This is a genomic window from Moraxella sp. FZFQ2102, from assembly GCF_024137865.1.
Taxonomy (GTDB): Bacteria; Pseudomonadota; Gammaproteobacteria; order Pseudomonadales; family Moraxellaceae; genus Moraxella.
On the sequence record NZ_CP099960.1, the window covers coordinates 781,591 to 804,707 of the forward strand.

Consider the following 23,117-nt stretch of genomic DNA (forward strand, 5'->3'; position numbering starts at 1 on the left):
CAAATCATCAATTAAGAGTGAGTCAGTCGTTCAGCTTGCATGGGTGCGTTTGTCCTTTTGCGATGTGCAAATCTCTCGCTAGCTGTTGAAAGTTGCACAAAAGGTCAAATACTGAATTATAATAAAAAAAAGCCAACAATGCAATACATTATTGGCTTTTTTGGTTAAATAATTTTGATCTGTTTGGCTTAGGCAGCCAAAGGCAGATTGTCTAAATTATTTAAGTTCAACAGTAGCGCCTGCTTCTTCAAGTTTCTTCTTAAGCTCTTCAGCTTCAGCTTTAGAAGCACCTTCTTTAACAGTTTGTGGAGCGCCTTCAACTAGGTCTTTAGCTTCTTTCAAGCCTAGGCCAGTTACTTCGCGAACAACTTTGATTACAGCTACTTTCTTGTCGCCGCCATTGGTTAGAACAACATTGAAGTCGTCTTTTTCTTCAGCTGCGCCACCAGCGTCGCCGCCAGCTGCTGGAGCTGCTGCTAGAGCTGCTGCAGATACGCCGAATTTTTCTTCCATCGCAGAGATAAGCTCAACGATTTCCATTACTGATTTTGCCGCGATTGCGTCTAGGATTTGTTCGTTAGTTAGTGACATAGCAATTATTCCTAAATAAAGGTATGAGAGTAAATAAGTTTAATAAAAAACGGTAAATTAAGCCGCTTCTGCTTCCATCTTGTCGCGAAGTGCAGCTAGAGTGCGAGCAAGTTTGCCTGCTGCTGCTTCTTTCATAGTACCCATTAGGCGAGCGATAGCTTCGTCGTAAGTAGGTAGGGTTGCTAGGCGATCGATAGATTTTGCGTCGATAAATTCACCTTCAAAAGCTGCGCCTTTGATTTCGAACTTGTCATTGGCCTTTGCAAATTCTTTGAACAAGCGTGCTGCTGCACCTGGGTGTTCGTTAGAGAATGCGATTAGAGTAGGACCAACGAATACATCGTTCATGCACTCGAAAGAAGTGTCAGCTAGGGCACGACGCAACAAAGTGTTACGCACGATACGCATATCAACACCTGCTTCACGAGCAGCTTTACGAAGTTCGGTCATCTTTGCTACTGTAACACCGCGTGAATCGGCAACTACAGCAGAGAGCGCACCTTTGGCAGCTTCATTTACTTCAGCAACAATTGCTTGTTTGTCTTGAAGATTTAGTGCCATGGGTTGTCTCCAAATTTATTGCTTGGCAAAAACTACACAAACAATAAGCTAATTTCACAAAGCATCTGGCAATGCGCCAAACCTTTGCACCATTACGGGGACATAAGTCTCACCGTCTGCGTAGGCAGGTTTCCCAATTAGACTCAAAAGAGCACCTACGGTCTTAGACAGCACAACCCGGTGTGCTGAGCTAAATTTTAAAATTCATAATTCATCATCGAGCAAAGCATATGCTTTTCGGGTCGCCCGATGATGAAATTCGCACTATTATAAGGCAATTTATTTCAAAATCAAGTTAAAACTTGTATCTAACTTAATTTTAAGGATAAATTACTTGTTCGCGCGATGTGGAACTGGATCGATTGCAATACCAGGACCCATAGTGCTAGATAGTGTGATCTTCTTGATGTAGATACCTTTAGAAGTCGCAGGCTTAGCACGCTTAAGGTCGTTTAGTAGCGCAGTTGCGTTTTGCTCGATTTGTTCTGCAGTGAAGCCAACTTGACCGATTGATGCATGGATGATACCCGCTTTATCAACACGGTATTGAGCCTGACCAGCTTTGGTATTCTTAACAGCAGTTGCAACATCAGCAGTTACTGTGCCAACTTTTGGGTTTGGCATAAGACCACGTGGGCCTAGGATAGTACCTAGCTGACCAACAACACGCATTGCGTCTGGAGATGCGATAACCACATCGAAGTCCATGTTGCCAGCTTTGATGCTTTCTGCTAGGTCTTCAAAACCGACCACATCCGCACCAGCTTCTTTTGCTGCATCAGCAGCTGCGCCTTGTGCAAATACAGCAACACGCTTAGTTTTACCAGTACCTGCAGGTAAGTTGGTTGCACCACGAACAACTTGGTCTGATTTACGCGGATCAACACCTAGGTTGATAGCGATGTCGATAGACTCTTTGAATTTCGCTGCTGGTAGATCGTTTAGGATTGCTACCGCTTCTTCGATGGTGTATAGCTTGTTGCTATCTACACGATCTTTGATTAGCTGTTGACGCTTAGTTAGCTTTGCCATGTTACACACCCTCCACAGTGATACCCATTGAGCGTGCAGTACCAGCGATGGTACGAACAGCCGCATCAAGGTCAGCAGCGGTTAGGTCTGCTTGTTTGGTTTTTACGATTTCTTCAAGTTGTGCACGAGTTACAGTACCAACTTTTGCGCTGTGTGGTGTGCTAGAACCTTTAGCAATACCTGCTGCTTTACGCAGTAGAACTGCCGCTGGTGGCGACTTCATCACGAAAGTGAATGATTTGTCGTTGAATACAGTGATAACCACTGGGATTGGCAGACCTGGTTCAATGTTTGCAGATGCAGCGTTGAACTCTTTACAGAATGCCATGATATTCACGCCTTTTTGACCCAATGCAGGACCAATCGGTGGTGAAGGATTTGCTTTACCAGCAGGCACTTGTAGCTTGATGTAGCCATCAATCTTCTTTGCCATGAGATTCTCTCCAATGATGGGTGATAACGCTAAAATAGCTCCCCAAGTTAATAACAAGCCCTAGGCAAATCGCCTAGAGCCCAAAACCGCATATTATACGGCAATCAGTTAATCTTTTCAACCTTTGTGAACTCAAGTTCTACATCAGTTGGACGATTAAATACGCTAACAGTCAGATGAAGTTTTGATTTGTCGTAATCGACTTTTTTCACCAAACCTTTGAAATCTGTAAATGGACCGTCAATGACCAATACTTCTTCACCTGGCTCGAACAAGGTCTTCGGACGCGGCGCATCACCTGTTTTATTGATACGATTTAGGATACGATCCGCTTCAGCCTTGGTAATCGGTGCTGGATGTTCTGGAGTTCCACCGATGAAACCTGAGATATTTGGGCAGTTTTTCACCACATGCCAAGTATCTTCGTTCATTTCCATATTAATCAAGACATAGCCCGGGAACAGCTTTTGTTGCACGGTGCGTTTTTTGCCATCGCGCATTTCGATGACTTCTTCGGTCGGTACCAAAACATCGCCAAATTTATCAGCAAAATCGCTGCGCTTAATACGCTCAATCAACGAACGCTGAACTTGATTTTCATAGCCTGAGAATGCTTGAATGATATACCAACGCATGAGTTATTCCACTGTCTGATTAAATGATAAAACCAACAACATAACTAAAGAACATATCGAGTAACCACACCATCAAACCGACAATGATCATGACTAAGATCACTTGCCAAGTGTATTTGATGGTTTCGTCTTTACTCGGCCAAGTCACACGGCGCAGTTCAATGCCTGCATCTTTTAGCAAGGTCTTAAATGCACGACCTTGATGCGTTAATGCCAAGCAAGCGAATGCAAAGACGACAAGCGAAACGGTAATACCGATCTGCGTCCAAATGTCATTCGCTTGTGCCCAATATCGTGGCAAATACTCACCAACCAAGGTTGATGCAATCAATGCCAAAATCGCCAATACCCAAAGCACAGAATCTAAGCCTGTATGAGTTTTTGCAACTTCTACAACGCTTTCTTTAGAAATGGTGATGGGTTTTTTTGACGAGATAGTATTCGAAGATTGGGTATCCAATGTGTCTTTATTCTTGCTCATGCAGTGACTTGCCTTGGAGTGACCAATTTTATACTAGAATGTGTAAAAGAAGATGGCAGGCGATGAGGGACTCGAACCCCCAACCCTCGAATTTGGAGTCCGATGCTCTACCAATTGAGCCAATCGCCTAGGGTTAGTTATGGGTTGCTATTATAGCAAGGTTTTTTATTTTTGCAAGTCTTTTTATTTAAAAATTGCACTTTTTTCATACTTACAAACAAAAAGACAAACCCTTTTCAGGTTTGCCTTTTTGTTTTATGGTTGGTTTGTGACTGTTTAACGATTAGTCTTTAACAGTAGCAACAACACCAGCACCTACGGTACGGCCGCCTTCACGGATCGCGAAGCGAAGACCTTTGTCCATAGCGATTGGGTGGATTAGCTCAACGCTCATCTCAACGTTATCGCCTGGCATAACCATTTCAGTGCCTTCTTGTAGAGTGATTGCACCAGTTACGTCAGTAGTACGGAAGTAGAACTGTGGGCGATAGCCATTTAGGAATGGCGTGTGACGACCACCTTCTTCTTTTGATAGTACGTATACTTCTGCGTCGAACTTGGTGTGTGGGGTGATTGAACCTGGCTTAGCAAGTACTTGACCGCGTTGAACTTCTTCACGCTTAGTACCACGAAGTAGGATACCACAGTTCTCACCTGCACGACCTTCGTCTAGCAGCTTACGGAACATTTCAACACCAGTACAGGTAGTTTTTTGAGTTGGTTTGATACCAACGATTTCGATCTCTTCACCAACTTTGATGACGCCTGATTCAACACGACCAGTTACAACAGTACCACGACCTGAGATTGAGAATACGTCTTCGATTGGCATCAAGAATGCTTTATCTACAGCACGCTCTGGCTCTGGGATGTAAGTATCTAGAGTGTCTAGTAGTTCTAGAACTGCTGGCTCACCGTACTTGCTGTCAGCGCCGTTTAGTGCTTCTAGTGCAGAACCTTTGATGATTGGGGTATCATCACCTGGGAAGTCGTAGTCAGATAGAAGTTCACGAACTTCCATTTCAACTAGCTCTAGTAGTTCTTCGTCATCAACCATGTCGCACTTGTTCATGAATACCATGATGTATGGTACACCAACCTGACGAGATAGTAGGATGTGCTCACGAGTTTGTGGCATTGGGCCGTCAGTTGCAGATACAACTAGGATCGCGCCGTCCATCTGTGCAGCACCAGTGATCATGTTTTTAACATAGTCAGCGTGGCCTGGGCAGTCAACGTGTGCGTAGTGACGGTTTGCAGTGTCGTACTCGATGTGAGAAGTGTTAATGGTAATACCACGCGCTTTTTCTTCAGGAGCTGAGTCAATTGCAGCGTAGTCTTTTGCTTCACCGCCGTGGTGCTTAGCAGCAACAGTAGCGATCGCAGCAGTTAGAGTGGTTTTACCATGGTCAACGTGACCGATGGTACCAACGTTTACGTGTGGCTTGTTACGTTCAAACTTGGCCTTTGCCATGATGGTTTCCTCGATTGTTAATTAAACGCCATGGTCGGCTCTCGAGCAACGCCCAAAAACCATGACCATATCCTGATGTATTATACCATAGTGAAATTAGTATTTGAATACATTTGGGTGGATTATTTTGTCATTGAATAACTTTTTAATGAACCAAAATCTAATATCGCGACATTTTAATCCCTTGATAAAATGGTTGAACACATCACCAATCATTTGCTCCGCAGGATAAATTTAAAAAATCCAATAGGGTTTTCTAATATCGTCTGATAGGTGATCTTGTCATAAAATTTAAATAAATCAACTGCCTTTTGGACACTGCAGACAAATTGAGACTTTGCTAATGGCTTAACTGAGCCTACAAAATGTATCAAATCTGGTGATGTATTTTCAGCATTAACGCTGCCTGACAAAAAATGCTCCGGTTGGCAGTTATAACGCCAGTCGATAGCAAACCACTGCTCATGAAAATAAACATTTAAGACATCTTGATCGCCATAAACCAGTGTCTCTTGTAATTTTTCAGTTAAATGTATCAGCTGCTCTGTGGTACCCGCCCATCGATCTGCATTGATATACAATACACCAGCGTTAAAATAATCACCTTGACGAAATCTATGCTGTGCCAAATTGCTCACAAATGGATCTTGCACCGCACCTAGTGAAAACTGCGAAAACCGTTTATCTTCAAAAGGCCGAAAAATATCGCCGTTGATGACAATATCACAATCTAAATACAGCCATCGATTCGATTGACTGCATGCAAATAGTTCGGCGATGTAGTATCGAAGATAGGTCGCCTGCGTGATATAGTCGCTTTGGCGGTATCGCTGAAGCTCATTTTGATTGATATATGCTGAGTATAAGCTTGACTGCCTTTGGGCAAAAAACTGCTGGCGTTCCTCCATCCACTCTGGACTGATATCGCCTGTGTTCAGGATAAATACATTAAATGATTGATGATGTGCCAACAATGATTTGAGCACAATATCCAAGTAGTTTAGATAATTTTTATCACTGGCAACAACAATATTTGTTGTGAGCGTATCAGTCGTCATATGATGCTCTTTAAAACTCAATTGGACAAAATTACGTCATTTGATTATAGCATAGCCCACAAGAATATACAGTTTAATTTATCTACCAAAACAACTTAATCAACCAATAGATCAGTGCCAATCTTTAGCATTGCGGTCAAATTGCCTAAGCATCTTTTTGGCTTGGTATCGCGACTTGCGATGCTTGGCGGTTGGTTTTTCGCTTTCAAACCTCCCACCTTTTTGCATGAGTGGTGATAAACTTGCCAAATTGCGTGCCTTAGTTGATTTTGGTAATTGGATAGTGTATTTTGCCATTATTTTCTCGTCTTTTATAAACTGAATTGGCGTCCCAATGGCGTAAATGAATAATTATTGATATTCAAAAAAACAAAAAAGCCTAACCAAATGTCAGGCTAAAAAACATTTGGACGCACTCAAATTGCTTGATATGCGTCCGATGACATCATGCCAAGCAAATACCTAAAGTCAATGATGGTAAGCTGTGGTGTTGCATGATGCCTCCTTATACATCGTCAAAGTGTCGGAAAATAAAAAACCCTTAAAACGAAGCGTCTTAAGGATAATTTGAATATGGAGCTCTTGACGAGAATTGAACTCGTGACCTCTCCCTTACCAAGGGAGTGCTCTACCCCTGAGCTACAAGAGCGAAATTATGGAGCGGGTGGCGGGAATCGAACCCGCACCATCAGCTTGGAAGGCTGAGGTTCTACCACTAAACTACACCCGCAGGGTAGTAACCAAGGTAGGAAGAATGGTGGTGGGGGAAGGATTCGAACCTTCGAAGCTTTCGCGACAGAGTTACAGTCTGTTGGGTTTGACCGCTCCCCAACCCCACCAAATTGGCTAGATATCTCTTTTACTGGTCTTTGTAAAAGATTAAGCCCAAATATGGGCTTTACCTAATATTTTCTTAGGAATGGTGCCGGCTGCCGGAATCGAACTGGCGACCTACTGATTACAAGTCAGTTGCTCTACCAACTGAGCTAAGCCGGCGGTGTATTTCCTAAGTGGTGCGTATAATATCATACTTGCCGATTTGTGCAAGCACTTTTTTTGATAAAGTTCAAAATAGTTTATAAGTTATTGATTTATTTGATATTTTAAAATTTATCAATTTCGTTCCGTTATCTCCAATCATAAAAAAAATCAGCCAGCTGTTTCACAACTGGCTGATTACACTTATCCGATCCGATGATTAGAATGGTTGTTTCTATACCACTTAGGAATGTAAATTATAAAATGCTTTAAAATCAATAAATTAAATATTAACTTGTTAAAATTGAAGTGTGAATACGTAAAAATAAAGAATAAAAAGACTAGATTTCAGATTTTATTTTTACACAATGTACTTACTATAAAATACCAAACAGATAATATTTGTCCATAAATTCATTGGGTTGATTATGCCATTTTTACACTTATTGACTAATCACGATTAAATCCACCTCATCAGTCAGTAACTTTTCAAAATTTGACACAATATCAATGTTGGGAAACCATGCTAATGCCCGAGTGGTTGAACGCTCAATAAATTTTATCACGTTAAACCGAAAAAAGGGAACATGGAAAATACGGGTAGAATACCCACTCCTCACAATGGCAACATTAATTTTCTTCATATTTGGCTATCCTTAATTAATAAAATTGTGGCGAGTATAAGATCGTTTCTATCTATCCGCCATTTAGGTTATTTATACAGAATATCTAAATAGATTTAACTTTTGACATTTTTTTTCCTCTTGAATTGTCAAACCAAGTGCAACGATTTTTTGAAGTAAACTTCATAAGGTGTTTTCCAACCTAAACATTTACGTGGTCGTAAATTCAGTTTATTGATCACCTGTTGAATATCAACTTCGCTCCACTGATTGATGTCTTGGTGCTTCGGGAAATATTCACGAAGTAACCCATTTGTGTTTTCATTCGTTCCCCGTGTCCATGGTTGATGTGGCTCGGGGAAGTAAAATTCTACACCCAGTGCTTCTGTTACCAAACGATGTTGGGCAAATTCTTTACCACGGTCTGGCGTAATTGACCGCAATATATGTGAATCCAGCAATTCAATCATGGCTTTTTGGACTGCTTCGGCTTTTTTGGCAGGAATTTTCTTCACCAACTCAAAACGACTTTTGCGTTCCGTCAGCGTCAGCAAACAAGCTCCACCCGCTTTACCCAGTACGGTATCGGCTTCCCAATGTCCAAAGCGACTGCGATTTTGCGCCGAAATGGGACGGTCGTTCAAATGGTTGGATATCTGAATTTTGCCACGTTTTTCATGATGATTTTTTGTATGCCGTGTTTTGCCTTTGTGGCGCAGTTTGCGACTGGCTTTGCGTTCGCCTATATCAAACAACCCTGAATAAATACCACGATAAATGGTTGAATAACTAATGGATAATTCAGATTTTTACAATTTTAATCGTGCGCTGATTTGTGACCAGTTTTGCGTTAGGAACTTTTCTTGCACCAAATTGAAATATTCAGGCTGCTCTAATTTGCGCTGCGCTTTACTGTTTTGACGATGCTTCAAGTAGCTGTTTTGTGCGTTCGTTGCACTGTAGCTTTCTAGAGCGTGTCGTTTCAGTTCGCGAGAAATGGTGCTGGAACTACGTCCCAATGCTTTGGCAATTTCTGCTGGTTTTTTGCCCTGTGCGAGTAAAATCATTATCTTTTCTCGCTCGTTTATTGTAAGATGTTGATAGGAAGTACTCATCATTTGGAAGTGGTTTTTGTGTGGAAACAAAATTATATTCTAGTTGATGGGTACTTCTTTTTTTGTTGCACTTGGATTGTAAATTCAGCCAATGGAATGGCGCTGAAGAAGTGCAATCTTCATCAGGCATTATTGTATCAACAGGATTGGGATCAACGGGGTGGTTTCAATCTATTCTTGCTGGTGCGATGGCAATTACAGGAGAAGCTTCGCACCCTCTATTACAAGGCTTTAGCTGGAGTGATCGAAAGCTACAATTTAGTGTAAGAGAGCCATTTCCAAGTAGAACAACAGGTGTTGCACTGACTTTTGGCACTATTGAGCCTGACTCACCACTGCAATTAGGATCTTTGATGCCAGAGAATGGCGTAATTTTCTCTGATGGCATCGAAGATGACTATTTACAATTTAATGCAGGTTGTATTGCTCACATTGGTATCGCTGACATACAAGGGCAACTAATTAGCCAAAAAGGGCGTCAGCGAATTTAGATTTATTTAGTGCTCTTTAATACTGTTTCAAGTCCAGAGATCATCACATCAAGGACAAACAAAAATGCAGCATCACCATTATCACTATCCATAATTGCAACGGCTTGGGTTAATAATGGCGGATAGGCAACAGTATCCGTCTCTACTTTTTCACGCTCTTTTTGGCTTTCTTGATGCTCTTGAGTTTCCAGTACGGAGCCTAATGTAAAATGCGCAATAGAGCTTAATACATACACGGCTTGAGATAGACTAAACCCAGCATCACACAAAAACTGTAGTTGCTGTTCTGATGTCTCAAATTGACTTTCAGAGGGGCGTGTTCCCGCATGAATTTTGCCACCATCACGATACATTAATAAGGCTTGGCGGAAGCTTTTCGCGTTATTTCGCAAAAAGTCCTGCCATGTTTCATTCGGCAATGGCAAAACATGATGATGGTGCTTTTGCAAAATAGTTTCTGCTAATGCATCTAACAAAGCGCGTTTATTTTTTACATGCCAATACAATGTGGGTTGTTCCACACCTATTTTTTGCGCCAGCTTACGCGTTGTTAATCCTTCAATACCAACTTCATTAAGTAAAATCAACGCATTATCAATAACTTGTTCTTTATCTAGCTTTCCCATTACCTACCTCAAAATAAAATAGCCTTGACAATCTATCACTGATAGTGATATTTTACAACCACTCTATCACTGATAGATTTTTAGGATCTCAATGAATAAATCAATTATTATTATACTGCTGATCACCGTATTAGATGCCATTGGTATCGGGCTTATCATGCCAGTACTCCCTACTCTATTAAATGAATTTGTCAGTGAAAATTCACTGGCAACCCATTACGGTGTGCTATTAGCGCTCTATGCTACCATGCAGGTTATTTTTGCTCCTATTCTAGGACGACTGTCTGATAAATACGGCAGAAAACCCATCTTGCTGTTTTCCCTTTTAGGCGCGGCACTCGACTATCTTTTAATGGCATTCTCAACCACACTTTGGATGCTCTATATTGGGCGCATCATTGCGGGGATCACAGGCGCAACAGGTGCCGTATGTGCATCAGCGATGAGTGATGTGACTCCCGCTAAAAATCGAACTCGCTATTTTGGTTTCTTAGGTGGTGCTTTTGGTGTTGGCCTTATTATCGGCCCAATGCTAGGGGGATTATTAGGTGATATCAGTGCTCATATGCCATTTATTTTTGCCGCTATTTCACACTCGATATTATTAATACTCTCTTTGCTCTTTTTCCGAGAAACACAAAAAAGAGAAGCGCTTGTTGCCAATAGGACACCTGAAAACCAAACTGCCTCAAATACAGTCACTGTTTTTTTTAAGAAAAGCCTCTACTTTTGGTTAGCAACCTATTTTATTATCCAGCTTATCGGGCAAATTCCTGCCACCATCTGGGTGCTGTTTACACAATATCGTTTTGATTGGAACACAACTTCTATCGGTATGTCTTTGGCGGTTCTGGGTGTATTAAATATTTTCTTTCAGGCGATTGTCGCTGGGAAATTGGCACAAAAATGGGGCGAAAAAACCACCATTATGATCAGTATGTCTATTGATATGATGGGCTGTTTATTATTAGCGTGGATAGGCCACGTTTGGGTCATCTTACCAGCATTAATTTGCTTAGCGGCAGGAGGTATGGGGCAACCCGCATTACAAGGTTATTTATCAAAATCTGTCGATGATAATGCGCAAGGGAAATTACAAGGTACTCTGGTGAGCCTAACCAATATTACCGGGATCATTGGTCCCCTTTTATTTGCCTTTATTTATAGTTATAGCGTCGCTTATTGGGATGGTCTGTTATGGCTGATGGGGGCAATACTTTATGCTATGTTGCTTATTACCGCTTATTTTCACCCTTGAATTGTCAAACCAAGTGCAACGTTTTTTTGAAGTAAACTTCATAAGGTGTTTTCCAACCCAAACATTTACGCGGTCGTAGTACCCCCCATGTTCTTCGCCCAATTTTTATCCCACTCAAGCCAAACCAAAATATGGGCTCTGCCCAAACCCGCAAGCTGTGTCAGCTTGACCCCATAAATGAGCGGGAGCACCCGCTCAAACTCACCCCGCACTCGCCGTGGGGCAGGCAAAAAAAGCAGGTGTGCTCTTCTTTGCATGCGCAAAAGTGTTTTCCCGTTTATCTTTCCTTCTGGCCAAATAAAAAAAGAGTAGCCGTAGCCACTCTTAATTTTACTTATTCAACAATCGCGCCCGATTGCGGCATACTTAAAAATAATCTCAATATTTTTTTGATCTTCTATTCCTCGATTATTCCATATCCTTCTGGTGCAGGAATCCCATGTTCTGCAGAACGACTGACTGATTCCCACTCTTTCCATGTAGATATACGTTTTTCTGCATTTTCAACAGCTAAATCATAAACAAGGCTTCCTAGAATCAATCGGAGAGGCGGATTCTCACTATTAACCAGTTTCATTATAGCTTCGGCAGCCAACTTAGGGTCACTATCAACTGATTCGGTTGAGTTTTGTTGAGCCAACTTCTCACGTAATGAATCATACTCTTTGTTCTGTGTGGTAAAACTCATTTTTAAGTATAGATTCGTCCAATAGCCTCCGGGTTCAACGATAGATACCTTTACACCAAAATGTGCAGCTTCTTGTGCTAATGCCTCGCTAAATCCTTCTAAAGCAAATTTGCTAGCACTATAGATTCCCGACATTGGACCAGTAATCAGTCCACCAATACTAGATATCTGTATAATATGACCTGATCCTTGTGTCCGTAAGTACGGCATAGCTGCTTGACAAATCCAAATTGCACCATAGAAATTAGTCTCCATTTGACTTCTAACTTCATCTTCACTAAATTCTTCAATCATTCCCAATACCATATTTCCTGCATTGTTAATGACAATATCGATCCTTCCAAAATGTTTAATGGCAGTTTCCACTGTAGTAAAAACAGCACTTCTATCAGTAACATCAAGACTTAACGGAAGTAACATTCCTTCAAACTGGTATTTTAACTCATTAAGTTTTTCAATATTTCTAGCAACACCAACAACCTTATCTCCTGACTCTAGTACTTTTTTAGTGAACTCGTATCCTAGTCCACTGCTCGCTCCTGTAATAAACCATACTCGTGTATTTTCTACGTTACTAAATGTCATAAATAATTTCCTCCATTAATCATGTAATATTTAGGTAGCATTTGATACCTATTAGAAAAGTAGGCGATTTCGAAGTGCCAAATTTTCGGTTAAGCACAAAGTATAATACGAGCCAAAAGCCTTGAATTTACTACTGTTTCGCCTATTTTTTATATACATTGTTAGCGGGTCGTTGTTTTTGTTTATCAGTCATTTATGTGTTTTTCTATTCCATCAATAATTGATTTCCAATCATCAACGTGTAATTCGTGTCCTGTACCTTCAAGGGTGATTAGATTTGAACCTTTTATTTTTTCTAGTAAAAAACCTGCATTCTTATAATGCCAAATTTTGTCGTCTGTTCCGTGGATAATTAAGGTGGGTTGTTTGATTTCGTTTAATCTGTTCCAATATTCTTCACCACCACCACCTTGCGATGCAGCGTGATTGAACATACTTATATAATTGTTGGCTCTATTGAACTCAGCTCTTATCAGTTTTTCACTTCTTTGTTTGTCAAATTGTTTCTTGCCACTCATTAATTCTGCACCCTGAATTAAATAGTTTACCACACTGTCTTCATTTGTCCAATTGACTGTACCTGCTTTACTATGGAAATCTAAAATACTCGTGTCCATTTCAGGTATAGTTGGGTCTGAGTCTCCCCAAGGGCCTGATGACATAAGAGTTAAGGAGTTAACTCTGTCGGCAAACTTTATTGATGCTATTTGAGAAATTAGTCCGCCCAAAGAAATCCCCACAAAATGTGCTTTGTCAATCTTGTAGCCATCCAATATTGAAATAGCGTCATTAGTTAAGTCAACAATATCGTATGGAGTAGAACCTGGTTCATAATTAGTGGATTTTCCTACATCTCTGTTGTCGTAACGAATAACAAAAAATCCTTTTTCAGATAATTGTTGGCAAAATTCAGTGTCCCAATACAGCATTGATACGGTTGCACCTGCTACCAAAAGGATTGCTGGATTTTTCTTATTTCCAAAACTTTCCGTACAGAGTTCAATGCCGTTTGTTTTAATTATTTTCTCTTTCATTTCTGTTTTCCTTTGTTTGCAACTGATTATTATCAGTCCTAAAATTAATATCCAAAGTAGTTTTTTTTTCATTTATCAATGTTTAACTGTTATGCTGGTATCTTTCACAATGCCCGCTAACGGTTCGCGGCTTTGCGTTCGGGCGGGATTTTTAGCACTGCACTTGATACGAAGAACCACAGTTCAAATTTAGCACAAATTTTCATACGGAGAACGTCCCCCCGCCTGACGCAAAATCGATGTTAGCGGCTGTACTTTTGTCAGAGTTGAATTGTCCGTTCTATGTTTGTCTGCTCTAAAAAGGTTTCATCGTGCGAAACCACAATCAATGTCCCCCGATATTCGTTAATAGCTCTTGTCAAGATTTCAATGTTTTGTATGTCCAGATTGTTGGTTGGCTCGTCCAAAATAATAATGTCAGGCGATTGATTATTGATTGTTAAACAACACAACATTAACCGCATTCTTTCTCCGCCACTCAATGTATGACAAGGCTTATCCCAATCATCTTTTGAAAATAAAAAACGGTCTAATCTGATTTTTACTTCGTGTTCCTGAAGGCCGGTTTGATTAAATTCTTGAGCTTGTTCATAAATCTGTAAATGATTATTGATTAAAGAATAATCTTGGTCAATATAAACAGAATGACTTTCAGCAATAAACATTTTTCCTTCCGTTGGTTTAAGTTTTCCGAGTATTATTTGGATAAGTGTGGTTTTTCCTGTTCCATTTTTTCCGTTGATAGCAATTCGTTCACCGCTGACAATTTGAATGTTTAGAGGTTTCTCCCATAATAAACCTCCTGTTTTATATGCGAAATTGATATTTTCTGCTATAAACAGATTTTTACCTTTATGAAGATTTGAAGAATCAAATTCAAATTTCATTTGTTCTATATCAGAAACGGAAAGCCTCAAATCTTGAAGTTCTTCTTTTATACCATTAATTTTATCTGAATGAACTCCGGCAATTTTTGCTGAGCTTCTTTCAGCATTATTCTTCCAAGCACCTGATACTATCTTGGGAAGTCCAGCTTTTCCTAAATTCTTTTTTGCTCGAACATCTAATTTTTGTTGTCGTTCAATTGTTTTTCGCTCCTTTTCTTTCGCCTTTCTAAGTGCTTTTTCTTTGCTCTGAATATCTTGACTTAAGGCGTTTTGTTCAATTTCTTTTTGCTCTTTATAAAATTCATAGTTTCCGCCATAAACTTTAATTTCATTTCTGTTGAGCTCACAAATAGGATTTAATAACTGAAGTAACTCTCGGTCGTGGCTAACGATTATAAAAGTTGCTCTAGAGGTTTGAATAAAATCGTATAGTAAGTCTCTACTGGATTTGTCAAGATGATTACTGGGTTCATCTAATAAAACAAATGATGGTTGATGAATAAATATACCTGCGAGAAAGACTTTTGTTTTTTGTCCTCCACTTAATTCGCTCAATTTTTGAGATAGTGATAAATCAGAAATATCCCAATAGCTTAGGGCTTCTTGACATTTTTCTTCTATCGTCCAATCGTCATTTAAAAGGCTATAATTCTTTTCATCTACACTTCCGTTTAAAATTTCGTGTAAAGCATTGAGTTTGGTTTCAACTTGTAAGGCTTGGGCAATTGTCAAATCATTAAACTGACCGAAAATTTGAGGAATATAATAGGGTTTGGTTTCGGAGGAAATTTGTCCGTCATCAGGTTCTAATTCCTTGGCTATAAGTTTGAGTAAAGTAGATTTTCCAACACCATTATTGCCAATTAATGCAATTTTATCGGAATGGTTTACTGTCATACTTAAATTAGTAAACAGCGTATTTTTATTGGGATGTGAATAGGATAAATTTTGAATCGTAAGCATAATTAATTTCTTTTTGAGTTTAACAAAAGTGGGAACGGTTAGTATATGAAAAGTAGGCGATTTCGAAGTGCCAAATTTTCGGTTAAGCACAAAGTATAATACGAGCCAAAAGCCTTGAATTTACTACTGTTTCGCCTATTTTTTATATACATTGTTAGCGGGTCGTTGTTTTTGTTTATCAGTCATTTATGTGTTTTTCTATTCCATCAATAATTGATTTCCAATCATCAACGTGTAATTCGTGTCCTGTACCTTCAAGGGTGATTAGATTTGAACCTTTTATTTTTTCTAGTAAAAAACCTGCATTCTTATAATGCCAAATTTTGTCGTCTGTTCCGTGGATAATTAAGGTGGGTTGTTTGATTTCGTTTAATCTGTTCCAATATTCTTCACCACCACCACCTTGCGATGCAGCGTGATTGAACATACTTATATAATTGTTGGCTCTATTGAACTCAGCTCTTATCAGTTTTTCACTTCTTTGTTTGTCAAATTGTTTCTTGCCACTCATTAATTCTGCACCCTGAATTAAATAGTTTACCACACTGTCTTCATTTGTCCAATTGACTGTACCTGCTTTACTATGGAAATCTAAAATACTCGTGTCCATTTCAGGTATAGTTGGGTCTGAGTCTCCCCAAGGGCCTGATGACATAAGAGTTAAGGAGTTAACTCTGTCGGCAAACTTTATTGATGCTATTTGAGAAATTAGTCCGCCCAAAGAAATCCCCACAAAATGTGCTTTGTCAATCTTGTAGCCATCCAATATTGAAATAGCGTCATTAGTTAAGTCAACAATATCGTATGGAGTAGAACCTGGTTCATAATTAGTGGATTTTCCTACATCTCTGTTGTCGTAACGAATAACAAAAAATCCTTTTTCAGATAATTGTTGGCAAAATTCAGTGTCCCAATACAGCATTGATACGGTTGCACCTGCTACCAAAAGGATTGCTGGATTTTTCTTATTTCCAAAACTTTCCGTACAGAGTTCAATGCCGTTTGTTTTAATTATTTTCTCTTTCATTTCTGTTTTCCTTATTTGTTAGTTGAGCTGTAAAGTATGAAATACTTGCTTTGCTGCATCTTCTACTAATTTATTGTTGAATTTGGCTTCTTCGGTAAATTGCGTACTCATGATTGCCATCACAATCGGTTTGCGATTTGGTATGCGAACCACCGCAATATCATTGCGTACACCATATTTTTTACCCGCCCCGCTTTTATCGTACACTTTCCACGATGTTGGCGTAGCAGCGCGAATCAATGGATTGCCTGTTGCGTTATTGTCCAACCAATTCCACAAAATCGTTTTTTGCGATTCGGTTAATGTGTTGCCCAATAAATACGCATTTAAATTCATCGCCATTTGTTTGGGTGTACTCGTATCACGAATATCGTTGGGTTTGGCTTGATTTAAATCGGGTTCTAGCCGATTGGCATGGGTTACGTTATCGCCTAATTGTCGCAAAATACGTTGATATTGTTCCACGCCACCCAATTCTTTGAGCAGCAAATTGGTCGCGGTGTTGTCGCTAAACCGCACGGCTGCTTCACATAATTGGGCAATCGTCATGCCTTTGCCAACGTATTTTTGGGTTTCGGGAGAATAAATAACCAAATCTTTTTGGCTATATGAAATGGTACGATTTAAATCTTTTTCAGGCAGCGATTGCAACACCGCCCCAGCCAACAACGCCTTGAAAGTGGACGCATAAGCAAAGCGTTCATCTGCACGATAAGACAAAGAATGTCCCGTTTCTGTATCCCATACATAAACGCCAATTCGGGCTTGATACTGCTGTTCCAAATTCGCCAAAGCCTGTTGAAAGGTGGCTTGTGTGGCTGATTGTTGCACAGGCGCACTAGCAGGCTGCGGATTAGACGTTACCGAATGAACAGAATTGGGCGAACAAGCCGTTAATGAAGCCGTTAATGTCAGCAATAATAATGTGCCGATTTTTAACTTATTTAACATAAATTATCCTTTGATTTTACTAAATAAATTTCTTTTCAGGCAGCCTGAAACGTACATTATAGCACTTAATACCGTCTATTTTGCCACTCTCAAGCAATTCAACGGCATAATTCAATAATTCAGGGTTGGTAGGTTGATAATCTTTCATTCTGTTGCTCCTTCGGCTTCTCTTAATCTACGAATTACAGTAGCTCTTGAGATTTTTAGTGTTTTTTTGATTATTTTTTCATCAAATGAAAACAAAAACCTATTTTCAATTTTTTTTTACTATAAATAGAAAAAATAAACACATAAAAAAATAAATTTTTTGAGGTTCAAGTGCAATGAAAACGTAAAGAAAAAACGGAGGAATTTTTTTACTATGCAAAAAAAGCGAAATATCAAAATAACGGTGCGTTATTCTGATGAAGAATTGGAGCAAGCCCAAGCAAATTCCCAAGGTGTTTTTGCTTCTTGGCTTCGCTCGCTTTCATTGAATGAAAAAACAAAAAAGATAAAGCCTGTTGATCCTCAGCTTTTGTATGAGCTAAACCACCTATCAAAGTCGTTGTATTTCAATCTTTCCCGATAAGCCCAAAATCTTAAGCCGTCAAATAAGGTTACGTTTCTGCCTTCGCCTACTGCTGTTTCTCTTTTCAATCTAAGCGGTAAATCAGCGTCTAAACCGTCCCTAAGCTCGTCTAGGGTAAAGGGTTCACTTCTACCCCATATTGTGCGGTGTTTGTCGTGTGCGGGCGTTTTAGTGAGGAAATGGGCGTAACCTGCATCAGCTTCTAGCTGTTCTGTCATGGCTTGCTGAATACGGGCAAGGTAGCGTTGTGGCGTTCCTCTGGCTTTTAACGTGCGAGAAACAGGCGTTTTAAGCATGTAACCATAGTGCGCATGACCATTTAACGGGTTTTGACAAATCCAGTTGGGCATGGCGATGTTGTTATCCAGCCATGAAGCCCCTGCGTCTGGTTTATCAATGTCAAACAGCAAGCAGTTGATGAAAGAACTGTTATTTGGTGCGATATACGGCTTTGTAATGGCTTTTTCTTTGGGTAGCCTAACCACGTTGCCCAAGTCGTCAGAACACGCTAAATAGTGGGCTATGCTTGATGTAAAGAGGTCTAATTGATATAATGTCCTCATAATTTGTTTACCTGCTTTTCAAATGGTTTAGGTAAATATCAGCCCTGAATGACTGCAATCATTCGGGGCTTTTTCTTATCTGAAAATAATACCTTTTTCCGTTCATGTGGTCAAGTACGACTATACCATATCAGATAATAGGGGTTTTTCTTATGAAAATCCCCTTCGATTTATATCTGATGATTGTTGTTTAAACCTGTGGAGCTTGTGGGCAAAGTTCTGTGGCTGTGTGCAATCCCTGTGCGTTAAATTGATGGGCAGCTTGCTGTCCATCAATTTATCCATCAGGGTTGTGCATAGCCTTTAAAGAACGGTCGGCTTTAGCCGATTGTAAAATACAATAAAAAGCGCTACTATCAGACAATAATCTGAGACTTTATGATTTCTTTTACAAGTAATTATTCAACTTATTACAAAATTAGACTCTAATAGCTTGCATACTAAACAGCTTCAGCTATTGCAGCTTCGTCGTCACGCTAGACCGGATGTAGTTCAGAAGTTCCGCTGCAGCTTCGTCGTCACGCTAGACCGGATGTAGTTCAGAAGTTCCGCCCGCTCTTGTGGATAGGCTGCCAGATCGACTGTTCCCAGTCCAAGATACCCATCTCTTGCGGCAATAACGATGTGCTTGTTCTCGCTGGGCAGACGCTGAAGAGCCCAATCAGCAGCGGCATCCTTAGACGCAATATCTCCGGTCATCGCAGTGTACCAAATACGTACTAAGGCAAGAACTATGTTTCTTTCATCTCCCTCCCAATCTGCCTCTGTAGTCCAGAGCGCCAACGTTTCCAGCAGTGAACGTTGCACATCAATAGCAGGAATCTCATCGAAAAACTCTTGAGCTGCTGGACCATACAAAGCTAGGCTATGCAGCCTCACCTTCGTCAACAAGATAGCTAGGTCGTGGTCCGTCATTGCCGGCTCAAAAATACCTGCATTGATATCGTGACGCAACCATTCACCAAATTGCATTTGCCGTCTCGCCGGATATCGCCACGGCACCACGTCTTTTTGTGCCAATATAGTCACCTCAAGTGCACGGCGCTTAGCATCGGTGCCTGGAAAAGCTGATACCAACAGCAGGTCGGACATCAATGCCACCCTAGTTGATTCGCCTAAAGGAGTACTCACAGTGATCAACAGGTCTATATCACTAAATGGTTTTAAACCGCCATCAACTGCAGAACCAAACAGATGAACCGCCTGAATAGTTTCACCAAGATGGTTTTCTAAAATTGATAGCGTATCGGATAATTGGTCTGCTATCGATTCTGGAAGTTTAGTAGTCATGGTTAATATGGTATCTAGTTTAGTAGTCATGGTTAATATGGTATCTAGTTTAGTAGTCATGGTTAATATGGTATCTAGTTTAGTAGTCATGGCTTGAATTGTCAAACCAAGTGCAACGATTTTTTGAAGTAAACTTCATAAGGTGTTTTCCAACCTAAACATTTACGTGGTCGTAAATTCAGTTTATTGATCACCTGTTGAATATCAACTTCGCTCCACTGATTGATGTCTTGGTGCTTCGGGAAATATTCACGAAGTAACCCATTTGTGTTTTCATTCGTTCCCCGTGTCCATGGTTGATGTGGCTCGGGGAAGTAAAATTCTACACCCAGTGCTTCTGTTACCAAACGATGTTGGGCAAATTCTTTACCACGGTCTGGCGTAATTGACCGCAATATATGTGAATCCAGCAATTCAATCATGGCTTTTTGGACTGCTTCGGCTTTTTTGGCAGGAATTTTCTTCACCAACTCAAAACGACTTTTGCGTTCCGTCAGCGTCAGCAAACAAGCTCCACCCGCTTTACCCAGTACGGTATCGGCTTCCCAATGTCCAAAGCGACTGCGATTTTGCGCCGAAATGGGACGGTCGTTCAAATGGTTGGATATCTGAATTTTGCCACGTTTTTCATGATGATTTTTTGTATGCCGTGTTTTGCCTTTGTGGCGCAGTTTGCGACTGGCTTTGCGTTCGCCTATATCAAACAACCCTGAATAAATACCACGATAAATGGTTGAATAACTAATGGATAATTCAGATTTTTACAATTTTAATCGTGCGCTGATTTGTGACCAGTTTTGCGTTAGGAACTTTTCTTGCACCAAATTGAAATATTCAGGCTGCTCTAATTTGCGCTGTGCTTTGCTATTTTGACGATGCTTCAAATAGCTGTTTTGTGCGTTCGTTGCACTGTAGCTTTCTAGAGCGTGTCGTTTCAGCTCGCGAGAAATGGTGCTGGAGCTACGTCCAGTGCTTTGGCAATTTCTGCTTGTTTTTTGCCCTGTGCGAGTAAAATCATTATCTTTTCTCGCTCGTTTATTGTAAGATGTCGGTAGGAAGTACTCATCATTTGGAAGTGGTTTTTGTGTAGAAACAAAATTATATTCTAGTTGATGAGTACTTCTTTTTTTGTTGCACTTGGATTGTAAATTCAGCCTAAATAAAAAATACCAAACCCAAAACCTTGTGCTGTAAGCCAGTGCAATTAAAATCGCAGAAAAGTCAAAATAAAAGACCGCTTGTGGTTCATCATAATTGAAATAGGCAAAATCCACTTTCAGCAATAAATAGGGCAACAACTCTCGTTGCACAAAAACGAAAATACCATAAGCGGCAATAATCAGCTAACAAGCTGGAATAAGCCTGCGTGCAAGCCAATGTTCAAGATCTAAACGGTAGCCATTTGCGAATAAATTAGCAATAGGTTTCCAATGTAACCCCAAATGTACACCCACTAAAATTTGCAACCAATGGGTGTTGGTCATATGAATTTTTCGCATTAAATCTGTGGTAGAGTGGAATAGCATTTCCACCAATAGATGTTTAGAAAGCATAATGCCACTGATACAAGCGGTTAAAAATAACAAAAAAGTTGCAAAATTGACCGCACTTTGCAAAATGCGATAGCTGTTATAACTGCCTGAAAAGGTCTTTTTGAGCCACCAGGTATTCAGTGAAAGATGTGAGATAATCAAAGCAAAAAAAGACCAAGCCGAGCCATTCGTGCGTGATTTCTTCGTAAAGATGATAGTCAAAAAGAGAAAGCAATATTGCCGTTAGAACCAAATCTTGAGCGAGTTGGAAGAGATATTTTTTCTTCATAAAATTGAAATTTAAATGGTAGAGACATACGCTGTGTGTCCCTACATTTTTATTTTGTATAACCATTTTCGGTTAAGAACTTCGCCAACCGTTTTTCTACTTCAGGCTCTGCTCTGACCGTTTTATGCAAATACGCCTCAAAACCGTTTTTCACGTTGGCTTGTGGTTGAAGTTGCTGAATATCTTTATCCGTTCCACCCAAACGACTGCCACCGTGACCAACCACCGGCACAATATTTTTCCCACTAAAGTCTACTTGCTCGAGCAAAGAATAAAGCGCCATTGGCATTTTGTACCACCAAATCGGATAGACCAAAAATACCGTATCTACATCGGTTATCATGCCAAGACAAGTGAAATCATGGCATTTGTTTGGGGCAAACGTGATTTGCAAACCGCTTTGGCTTTAAAGCAGCGTTTAAAAGCACTCAAAGTAAGCTATGAACGTATTGCCGGCGATAATTGGGATGCTTTTGTAAATGCGTTTTCTGATACCGGTGACCAATGGGTGGGTAAGCAACATACTAAAGCGATTGAGGGTAATAACTGTCGGATTCGGCACAGATTAAGTAGAGCCGTCAGGCGCAGTTGCTGTTTTTCCAAATCAATGTTTTATCATGTTAAATCTTTTAATATTGGATTTTAGGCAATCAATCATCCCAAACAAATTTAACCCAGCACACTTTTCAGGACACCACCAATGTTTTAAATAAATAAGGAAATATGCAAATGAATAAATTAACAGCAGGTCGCCCAAGCGCAACTAAAAGCAAACTTTCTGTTGCTGATGTCAGCGAGCAAGAGCGTATTAAGCGGATTAGCTTTGATATGACAGAAGCCAATCATCGTGAACTAAAAAAATATGCGGCGGAACAGGGCGTAACCATTCGGGAAGTGCTGAATGGTTTAATTGATGAGTTATTGGCGAAAAAGAAAAAATAATTGAAAGCAGTGTTGATGGGTAACAACACAGCTTAAAAATTTTACAATATAAAACAATGTTATATGAATAATTTGTAAAAAATCTTCAAAATTATGCAGGATTTGGGTGTTTGCAAATTAAAATAACTTATTTTGCCTTCAATTTTTAACCAGTCAAATTTACCATTTTTGCGCCGTAAAGCCCCGTTCTTCAGGTTGGGGATATAGCTTTTTTGACTTTTTCTCTTGCCCACTCTTCGTATTGGGAAGTTTGATTTTTAACTGGTTTTAAATTCATTTTGCTATGATATTCTGTTTAAGGTTTTTATTATTATACCTAATGAATGTTTAAATTGGGGTGTTCACGCAAAAACACATTGACTGCTTTAAATCCGTATGTGGTACTGTGGTGATGGTTATTTTATTTTTTGATATTTCAAAAGCTTGCGGCTCTATTGTC

At 39.9% G+C, this 23,117-nt stretch carries 24 protein-coding genes, 5 tRNA genes and 2 pseudogenes; 4 read left to right on the forward strand and 27 right to left on the reverse strand.

The genetic code is table 11. The annotated features are described in order from the left end of the window. Window positions 1–216: 216 nt before the first annotated feature. The 15 genes and pseudogenes from rplL to NGM44_RS03780 all read right to left on the reverse strand — a co-directional run bounded on the left by rplL (window position 217) and on the right by NGM44_RS03780 (window position 8,984). Window positions 217–591, reverse strand: a complete 375-nt coding sequence (gene rplL / locus NGM44_RS03710; protein WP_253224304.1) for a 50S ribosomal protein L7/L12 — start codon at window positions 589–591, stop codon at window positions 217–219. A 57-nt stretch (window positions 592–648) separates the two neighbouring features. Then, on the reverse strand, window positions 649–1,152 hold the full coding sequence (rplJ, locus tag NGM44_RS03715) for a 50S ribosomal protein L10 (protein ID WP_253224305.1): 504 nt from the start codon (window positions 1,150–1,152) through the stop codon (window positions 649–651). A gap of 330 nt (window positions 1,153–1,482) precedes the next feature. Beyond that, the gene (gene rplA, locus NGM44_RS03720; RefSeq protein ID WP_253224306.1) at window positions 1,483–2,184 is read right to left on the reverse strand and encodes a 50S ribosomal protein L1; all 702 of its coding nucleotides are present in this window, start codon (window positions 2,182–2,184) and stop codon (window positions 1,483–1,485) included. Between the two features lies 1 nt (window position 2,185). Then, window positions 2,186–2,617 (reverse strand): 50S ribosomal protein L11, encoded by a 432-nt coding sequence (rplK, locus tag NGM44_RS03725; protein ID WP_253224307.1) that lies wholly within the window; start codon window positions 2,615–2,617, stop codon window positions 2,186–2,188. 104 nt (window positions 2,618–2,721) lie between these two features. Beyond that, on the reverse strand, window positions 2,722–3,252 hold the full coding sequence (nusG, locus tag NGM44_RS03730; protein ID WP_253224308.1) for a transcription termination/antitermination protein NusG: 531 nt from the start codon (window positions 3,250–3,252) through the stop codon (window positions 2,722–2,724). Window positions 3,253–3,271: 19 nt separating this feature from the next. After that, the gene (gene secE, locus NGM44_RS03735) at window positions 3,272–3,733 is read right to left on the reverse strand and encodes a preprotein translocase subunit SecE (protein WP_253224309.1); all 462 of its coding nucleotides are present in this window, start codon (window positions 3,731–3,733) and stop codon (window positions 3,272–3,274) included. A 53-nt stretch (window positions 3,734–3,786) separates the two neighbouring features. Next, window positions 3,787–3,862: transfer RNA gene (locus tag NGM44_RS03740), tRNA-Trp, on the reverse strand. A gap of 154 nt (window positions 3,863–4,016) precedes the next feature. Further along, window positions 4,017–5,207, reverse strand: a complete 1,191-nt coding sequence (gene tuf, locus NGM44_RS03745) for an elongation factor Tu (RefSeq protein WP_253222969.1) — start codon at window positions 5,205–5,207, stop codon at window positions 4,017–4,019. A gap of 212 nt (window positions 5,208–5,419) precedes the next feature. Beyond that, on the reverse strand, window positions 5,420–6,265 hold the full coding sequence (locus NGM44_RS03750; protein WP_253224310.1) for a glycosyltransferase family 8 protein: 846 nt from the start codon (window positions 6,263–6,265) through the stop codon (window positions 5,420–5,422). A gap of 111 nt (window positions 6,266–6,376) precedes the next feature. Continuing rightward, window positions 6,377–6,562 (reverse strand): hypothetical protein, encoded by a 186-nt coding sequence (locus NGM44_RS03755; protein WP_253224311.1) that lies wholly within the window; start codon window positions 6,560–6,562, stop codon window positions 6,377–6,379. 277 nt (window positions 6,563–6,839) lie between these two features. Then, a tRNA-Thr gene (locus tag NGM44_RS03760) sits at window positions 6,840–6,914 on the reverse strand. A gap of 7 nt (window positions 6,915–6,921) precedes the next feature. Beyond that, window positions 6,922–6,995, reverse strand: a tRNA-Gly gene (locus NGM44_RS03765). Window positions 6,996–7,020: 25 nt separating this feature from the next. After that, window positions 7,021–7,104, reverse strand: a tRNA-Tyr gene (locus tag NGM44_RS03770). A gap of 81 nt (window positions 7,105–7,185) precedes the next feature. Next, window positions 7,186–7,261: transfer RNA gene (locus NGM44_RS03775), tRNA-Thr, on the reverse strand. A gap of 754 nt (window positions 7,262–8,015) precedes the next feature. Beyond that, window positions 8,016–8,984: pseudogene (locus NGM44_RS03780) on the reverse strand (IS30-like element ISApl1 family transposase). A 107-nt stretch (window positions 8,985–9,091) separates the two neighbouring features. Between NGM44_RS03780 and NGM44_RS03785 the strand changes: the two are divergent. After that, a complete protein-coding gene (locus NGM44_RS03785) occupies window positions 9,092–9,472 on the forward strand; it encodes a hypothetical protein (RefSeq protein WP_253224312.1) in 381 nt (126 codons plus the stop codon). Between the two features lie 2 nt (window positions 9,473–9,474). Here the strand turns inward: NGM44_RS03785 and tetR(H) are convergent, their stop codons facing one another. Further along, complete coding sequence (gene tetR(H), locus NGM44_RS03790) at window positions 9,475–10,098, reverse strand: tetracycline resistance transcriptional repressor TetR(H) (protein WP_253224313.1); 624 nt, start codon at window positions 10,096–10,098, stop codon at window positions 9,475–9,477. A 91-nt stretch (window positions 10,099–10,189) separates the two neighbouring features. Here tetR(H) and tet(H) point away from each other — a divergent pair, with 91 nt between their 5' ends. Further along, the gene (gene tet(H), locus NGM44_RS03795; protein ID WP_253224314.1) at window positions 10,190–11,356 is read left to right on the forward strand and encodes a tetracycline efflux MFS transporter Tet(H); all 1,167 of its coding nucleotides are present in this window, start codon (window positions 10,190–10,192) and stop codon (window positions 11,354–11,356) included. A gap of 397 nt (window positions 11,357–11,753) precedes the next feature. Here the strand turns inward: tet(H) and NGM44_RS03800 are convergent, their stop codons facing one another. The 11 genes and pseudogenes from NGM44_RS03800 to NGM44_RS03845 all read right to left on the reverse strand — a co-directional run bounded on the left by NGM44_RS03800 (window position 11,754) and on the right by NGM44_RS03845 (window position 22,025). Then, window positions 11,754–12,629: an SDR family oxidoreductase gene (locus NGM44_RS03800; RefSeq protein ID WP_012478242.1), complete on the reverse strand. Its 876-nt coding sequence runs from the start codon at window positions 12,627–12,629 to the stop codon at window positions 11,754–11,756. Between the two features lie 185 nt (window positions 12,630–12,814). Then, window positions 12,815–13,735: a macrolide hydrolase EstT gene (gene estT / locus NGM44_RS03805; RefSeq protein ID WP_046701559.1), complete on the reverse strand. Its 921-nt coding sequence runs from the start codon at window positions 13,733–13,735 to the stop codon at window positions 12,815–12,817. A gap of 188 nt (window positions 13,736–13,923) precedes the next feature. Next, entirely contained in the window at window positions 13,924–15,513 is a 1,590-nt protein-coding gene (gene abc-f, locus NGM44_RS03810; protein WP_253224315.1) for a ribosomal protection-like ABC-F family protein, read from the reverse strand. 178 nt (window positions 15,514–15,691) lie between these two features. Further along, entirely contained in the window at window positions 15,692–16,540 is an 849-nt protein-coding gene (gene estT, locus NGM44_RS03815) for a macrolide hydrolase EstT (protein ID WP_185148407.1), read from the reverse strand. 18 nt (window positions 16,541–16,558) lie between these two features. Further along, a complete protein-coding gene (blaROB, locus tag NGM44_RS03820; protein ID WP_253224316.1) occupies window positions 16,559–17,491 on the reverse strand; it encodes an ROB family class A beta-lactamase in 933 nt (310 codons plus the stop codon). Between the two features lie 19 nt (window positions 17,492–17,510). After that, entirely contained in the window at window positions 17,511–17,639 is a 129-nt protein-coding gene (locus NGM44_RS10855) for a hypothetical protein (protein WP_011270137.1), read from the reverse strand. Window positions 17,640–18,001: 362 nt separating this feature from the next. Beyond that, on the reverse strand, window positions 18,002–18,625 hold the full coding sequence (locus tag NGM44_RS03825) for a replication initiation protein (RefSeq protein WP_253224317.1): 624 nt from the start codon (window positions 18,623–18,625) through the stop codon (window positions 18,002–18,004). Window positions 18,626–19,117: 492 nt separating this feature from the next. Next, window positions 19,118–19,915 carry an AadA family aminoglycoside 3''-O-nucleotidyltransferase gene (locus NGM44_RS03830; protein WP_253224620.1) on the reverse strand — a complete coding sequence of 266 codons (798 nt, stop codon included), beginning with the start codon at window positions 19,913–19,915 and terminating at the stop codon, window positions 19,118–19,120. A 101-nt stretch (window positions 19,916–20,016) separates the two neighbouring features. Continuing rightward, window positions 20,017–20,984, reverse strand: a pseudogene (locus NGM44_RS03835) (IS30-like element ISApl1 family transposase). 274 nt (window positions 20,985–21,258) lie between these two features. Then, the gene (locus NGM44_RS03840; protein WP_253224318.1) at window positions 21,259–21,669 is read right to left on the reverse strand and encodes a DUF4405 domain-containing protein; all 411 of its coding nucleotides are present in this window, start codon (window positions 21,667–21,669) and stop codon (window positions 21,259–21,261) included. A 116-nt stretch (window positions 21,670–21,785) separates the two neighbouring features. Next, window positions 21,786–22,025, reverse strand: a complete 240-nt coding sequence (locus tag NGM44_RS03845) for a flavodoxin (protein WP_253224319.1) — start codon at window positions 22,023–22,025, stop codon at window positions 21,786–21,788. Here NGM44_RS03845 and NGM44_RS03850 point away from each other — a divergent pair. Both NGM44_RS03850 and NGM44_RS03855 read left to right on the forward strand, forming a co-directional pair. After that, a complete protein-coding gene (locus NGM44_RS03850; protein WP_141561827.1) occupies window positions 21,951–22,382 on the forward strand; it encodes an IS1 family transposase in 432 nt (143 codons plus the stop codon). The genes NGM44_RS03845 and NGM44_RS03850 overlap by 75 nt on opposite strands. Before the next feature lie 83 nt (window positions 22,383–22,465). Continuing rightward, on the forward strand, window positions 22,466–22,678 hold the full coding sequence (locus NGM44_RS03855) for a hypothetical protein (protein ID WP_005653483.1): 213 nt from the start codon (window positions 22,466–22,468) through the stop codon (window positions 22,676–22,678). Window positions 22,679–23,117: the final 439 nt, after the last annotated feature.

What these genes read in the sequence shown, in the direction of transcription:
- rplL (WP_253224304.1), bottom strand. Translation starts at nt 591, where the DNA reads ATGTCACTAACTAACGAACAAATCCTAGACGCAATCGCGGCAAAATCA.
- rplJ (WP_253224305.1), bottom strand. Translation starts at nt 1,152, where the DNA reads ATGGCACTAAATCTTCAAGACAAACAAGCAATTGTTGCTGAAGTAAAT.
- rplA (WP_253224306.1), bottom strand. Translation starts at nt 2,184, where the DNA reads ATGGCAAAGCTAACTAAGCGTCAACAGCTAATCAAAGATCGTGTAGAT.
- rplK (WP_253224307.1), bottom strand. Translation starts at nt 2,617, where the DNA reads ATGGCAAAGAAGATTGATGGCTACATCAAGCTACAAGTGCCTGCTGGT.
- nusG (WP_253224308.1), bottom strand. Translation starts at nt 3,252, where the DNA reads ATGCGTTGGTATATCATTCAAGCATTCTCAGGCTATGAAAATCAAGTT.
- secE (WP_253224309.1), bottom strand. Translation starts at nt 3,733, where the DNA reads ATGAGCAAGAATAAAGACACATTGGATACCCAATCTTCGAATACTATC.
- tuf (WP_253222969.1), bottom strand. Translation starts at nt 5,207, where the DNA reads ATGGCAAAGGCCAAGTTTGAACGTAACAAGCCACACGTAAACGTTGGT.
- NGM44_RS03750 (WP_253224310.1), bottom strand. Translation starts at nt 6,265, where the DNA reads ATGACGACTGATACGCTCACAACAAATATTGTTGTTGCCAGTGATAAA.
- NGM44_RS03755 (WP_253224311.1), bottom strand. Translation starts at nt 6,562, where the DNA reads ATGGCAAAATACACTATCCAATTACCAAAATCAACTAAGGCACGCAAT.
- NGM44_RS03800 (WP_012478242.1), bottom strand. Translation starts at nt 12,629, where the DNA reads ATGACATTTAGTAACGTAGAAAATACACGAGTATGGTTTATTACAGGA.
- estT (WP_046701559.1), bottom strand. Translation starts at nt 13,735, where the DNA reads ATGAAAAAAAAACTACTTTGGATATTAATTTTAGGACTGATAATAATC.
- abc-f (WP_253224315.1), bottom strand. Translation starts at nt 15,513, where the DNA reads ATGCTTACGATTCAAAATTTATCCTATTCACATCCCAATAAAAATACG.
- estT (WP_185148407.1), bottom strand. Translation starts at nt 16,540, where the DNA reads ATGAAAGAGAAAATAATTAAAACAAACGGCATTGAACTCTGTACGGAA.
- blaROB (WP_253224316.1), bottom strand. Translation starts at nt 17,491, where the DNA reads ATGTTAAATAAGTTAAAAATCGGCACATTATTATTGCTGACATTAACG.
- NGM44_RS10855 (WP_011270137.1), bottom strand. Translation starts at nt 17,639, where the DNA reads ATGAAAGATTATCAACCTACCAACCCTGAATTATTGAATTATGCCGTT.
- NGM44_RS03825 (WP_253224317.1), bottom strand. Translation starts at nt 18,625, where the DNA reads ATGAGGACATTATATCAATTAGACCTCTTTACATCAAGCATAGCCCAC.
- NGM44_RS03830 (WP_253224620.1), bottom strand. Translation starts at nt 19,915, where the DNA reads ATGACTACTAAACTTCCAGAATCGATAGCAGACCAATTATCCGATACG.
- NGM44_RS03845 (WP_253224319.1), bottom strand. Translation starts at nt 22,025, where the DNA reads ATGCCAATGGCGCTTTATTCTTTGCTCGAGCAAGTAGACTTTAGTGGG.
- NGM44_RS03855 (WP_005653483.1), top strand. Translation starts at nt 22,466, where the DNA reads ATGAATAAATTAACAGCAGGTCGCCCAAGCGCAACTAAAAGCAAACTT.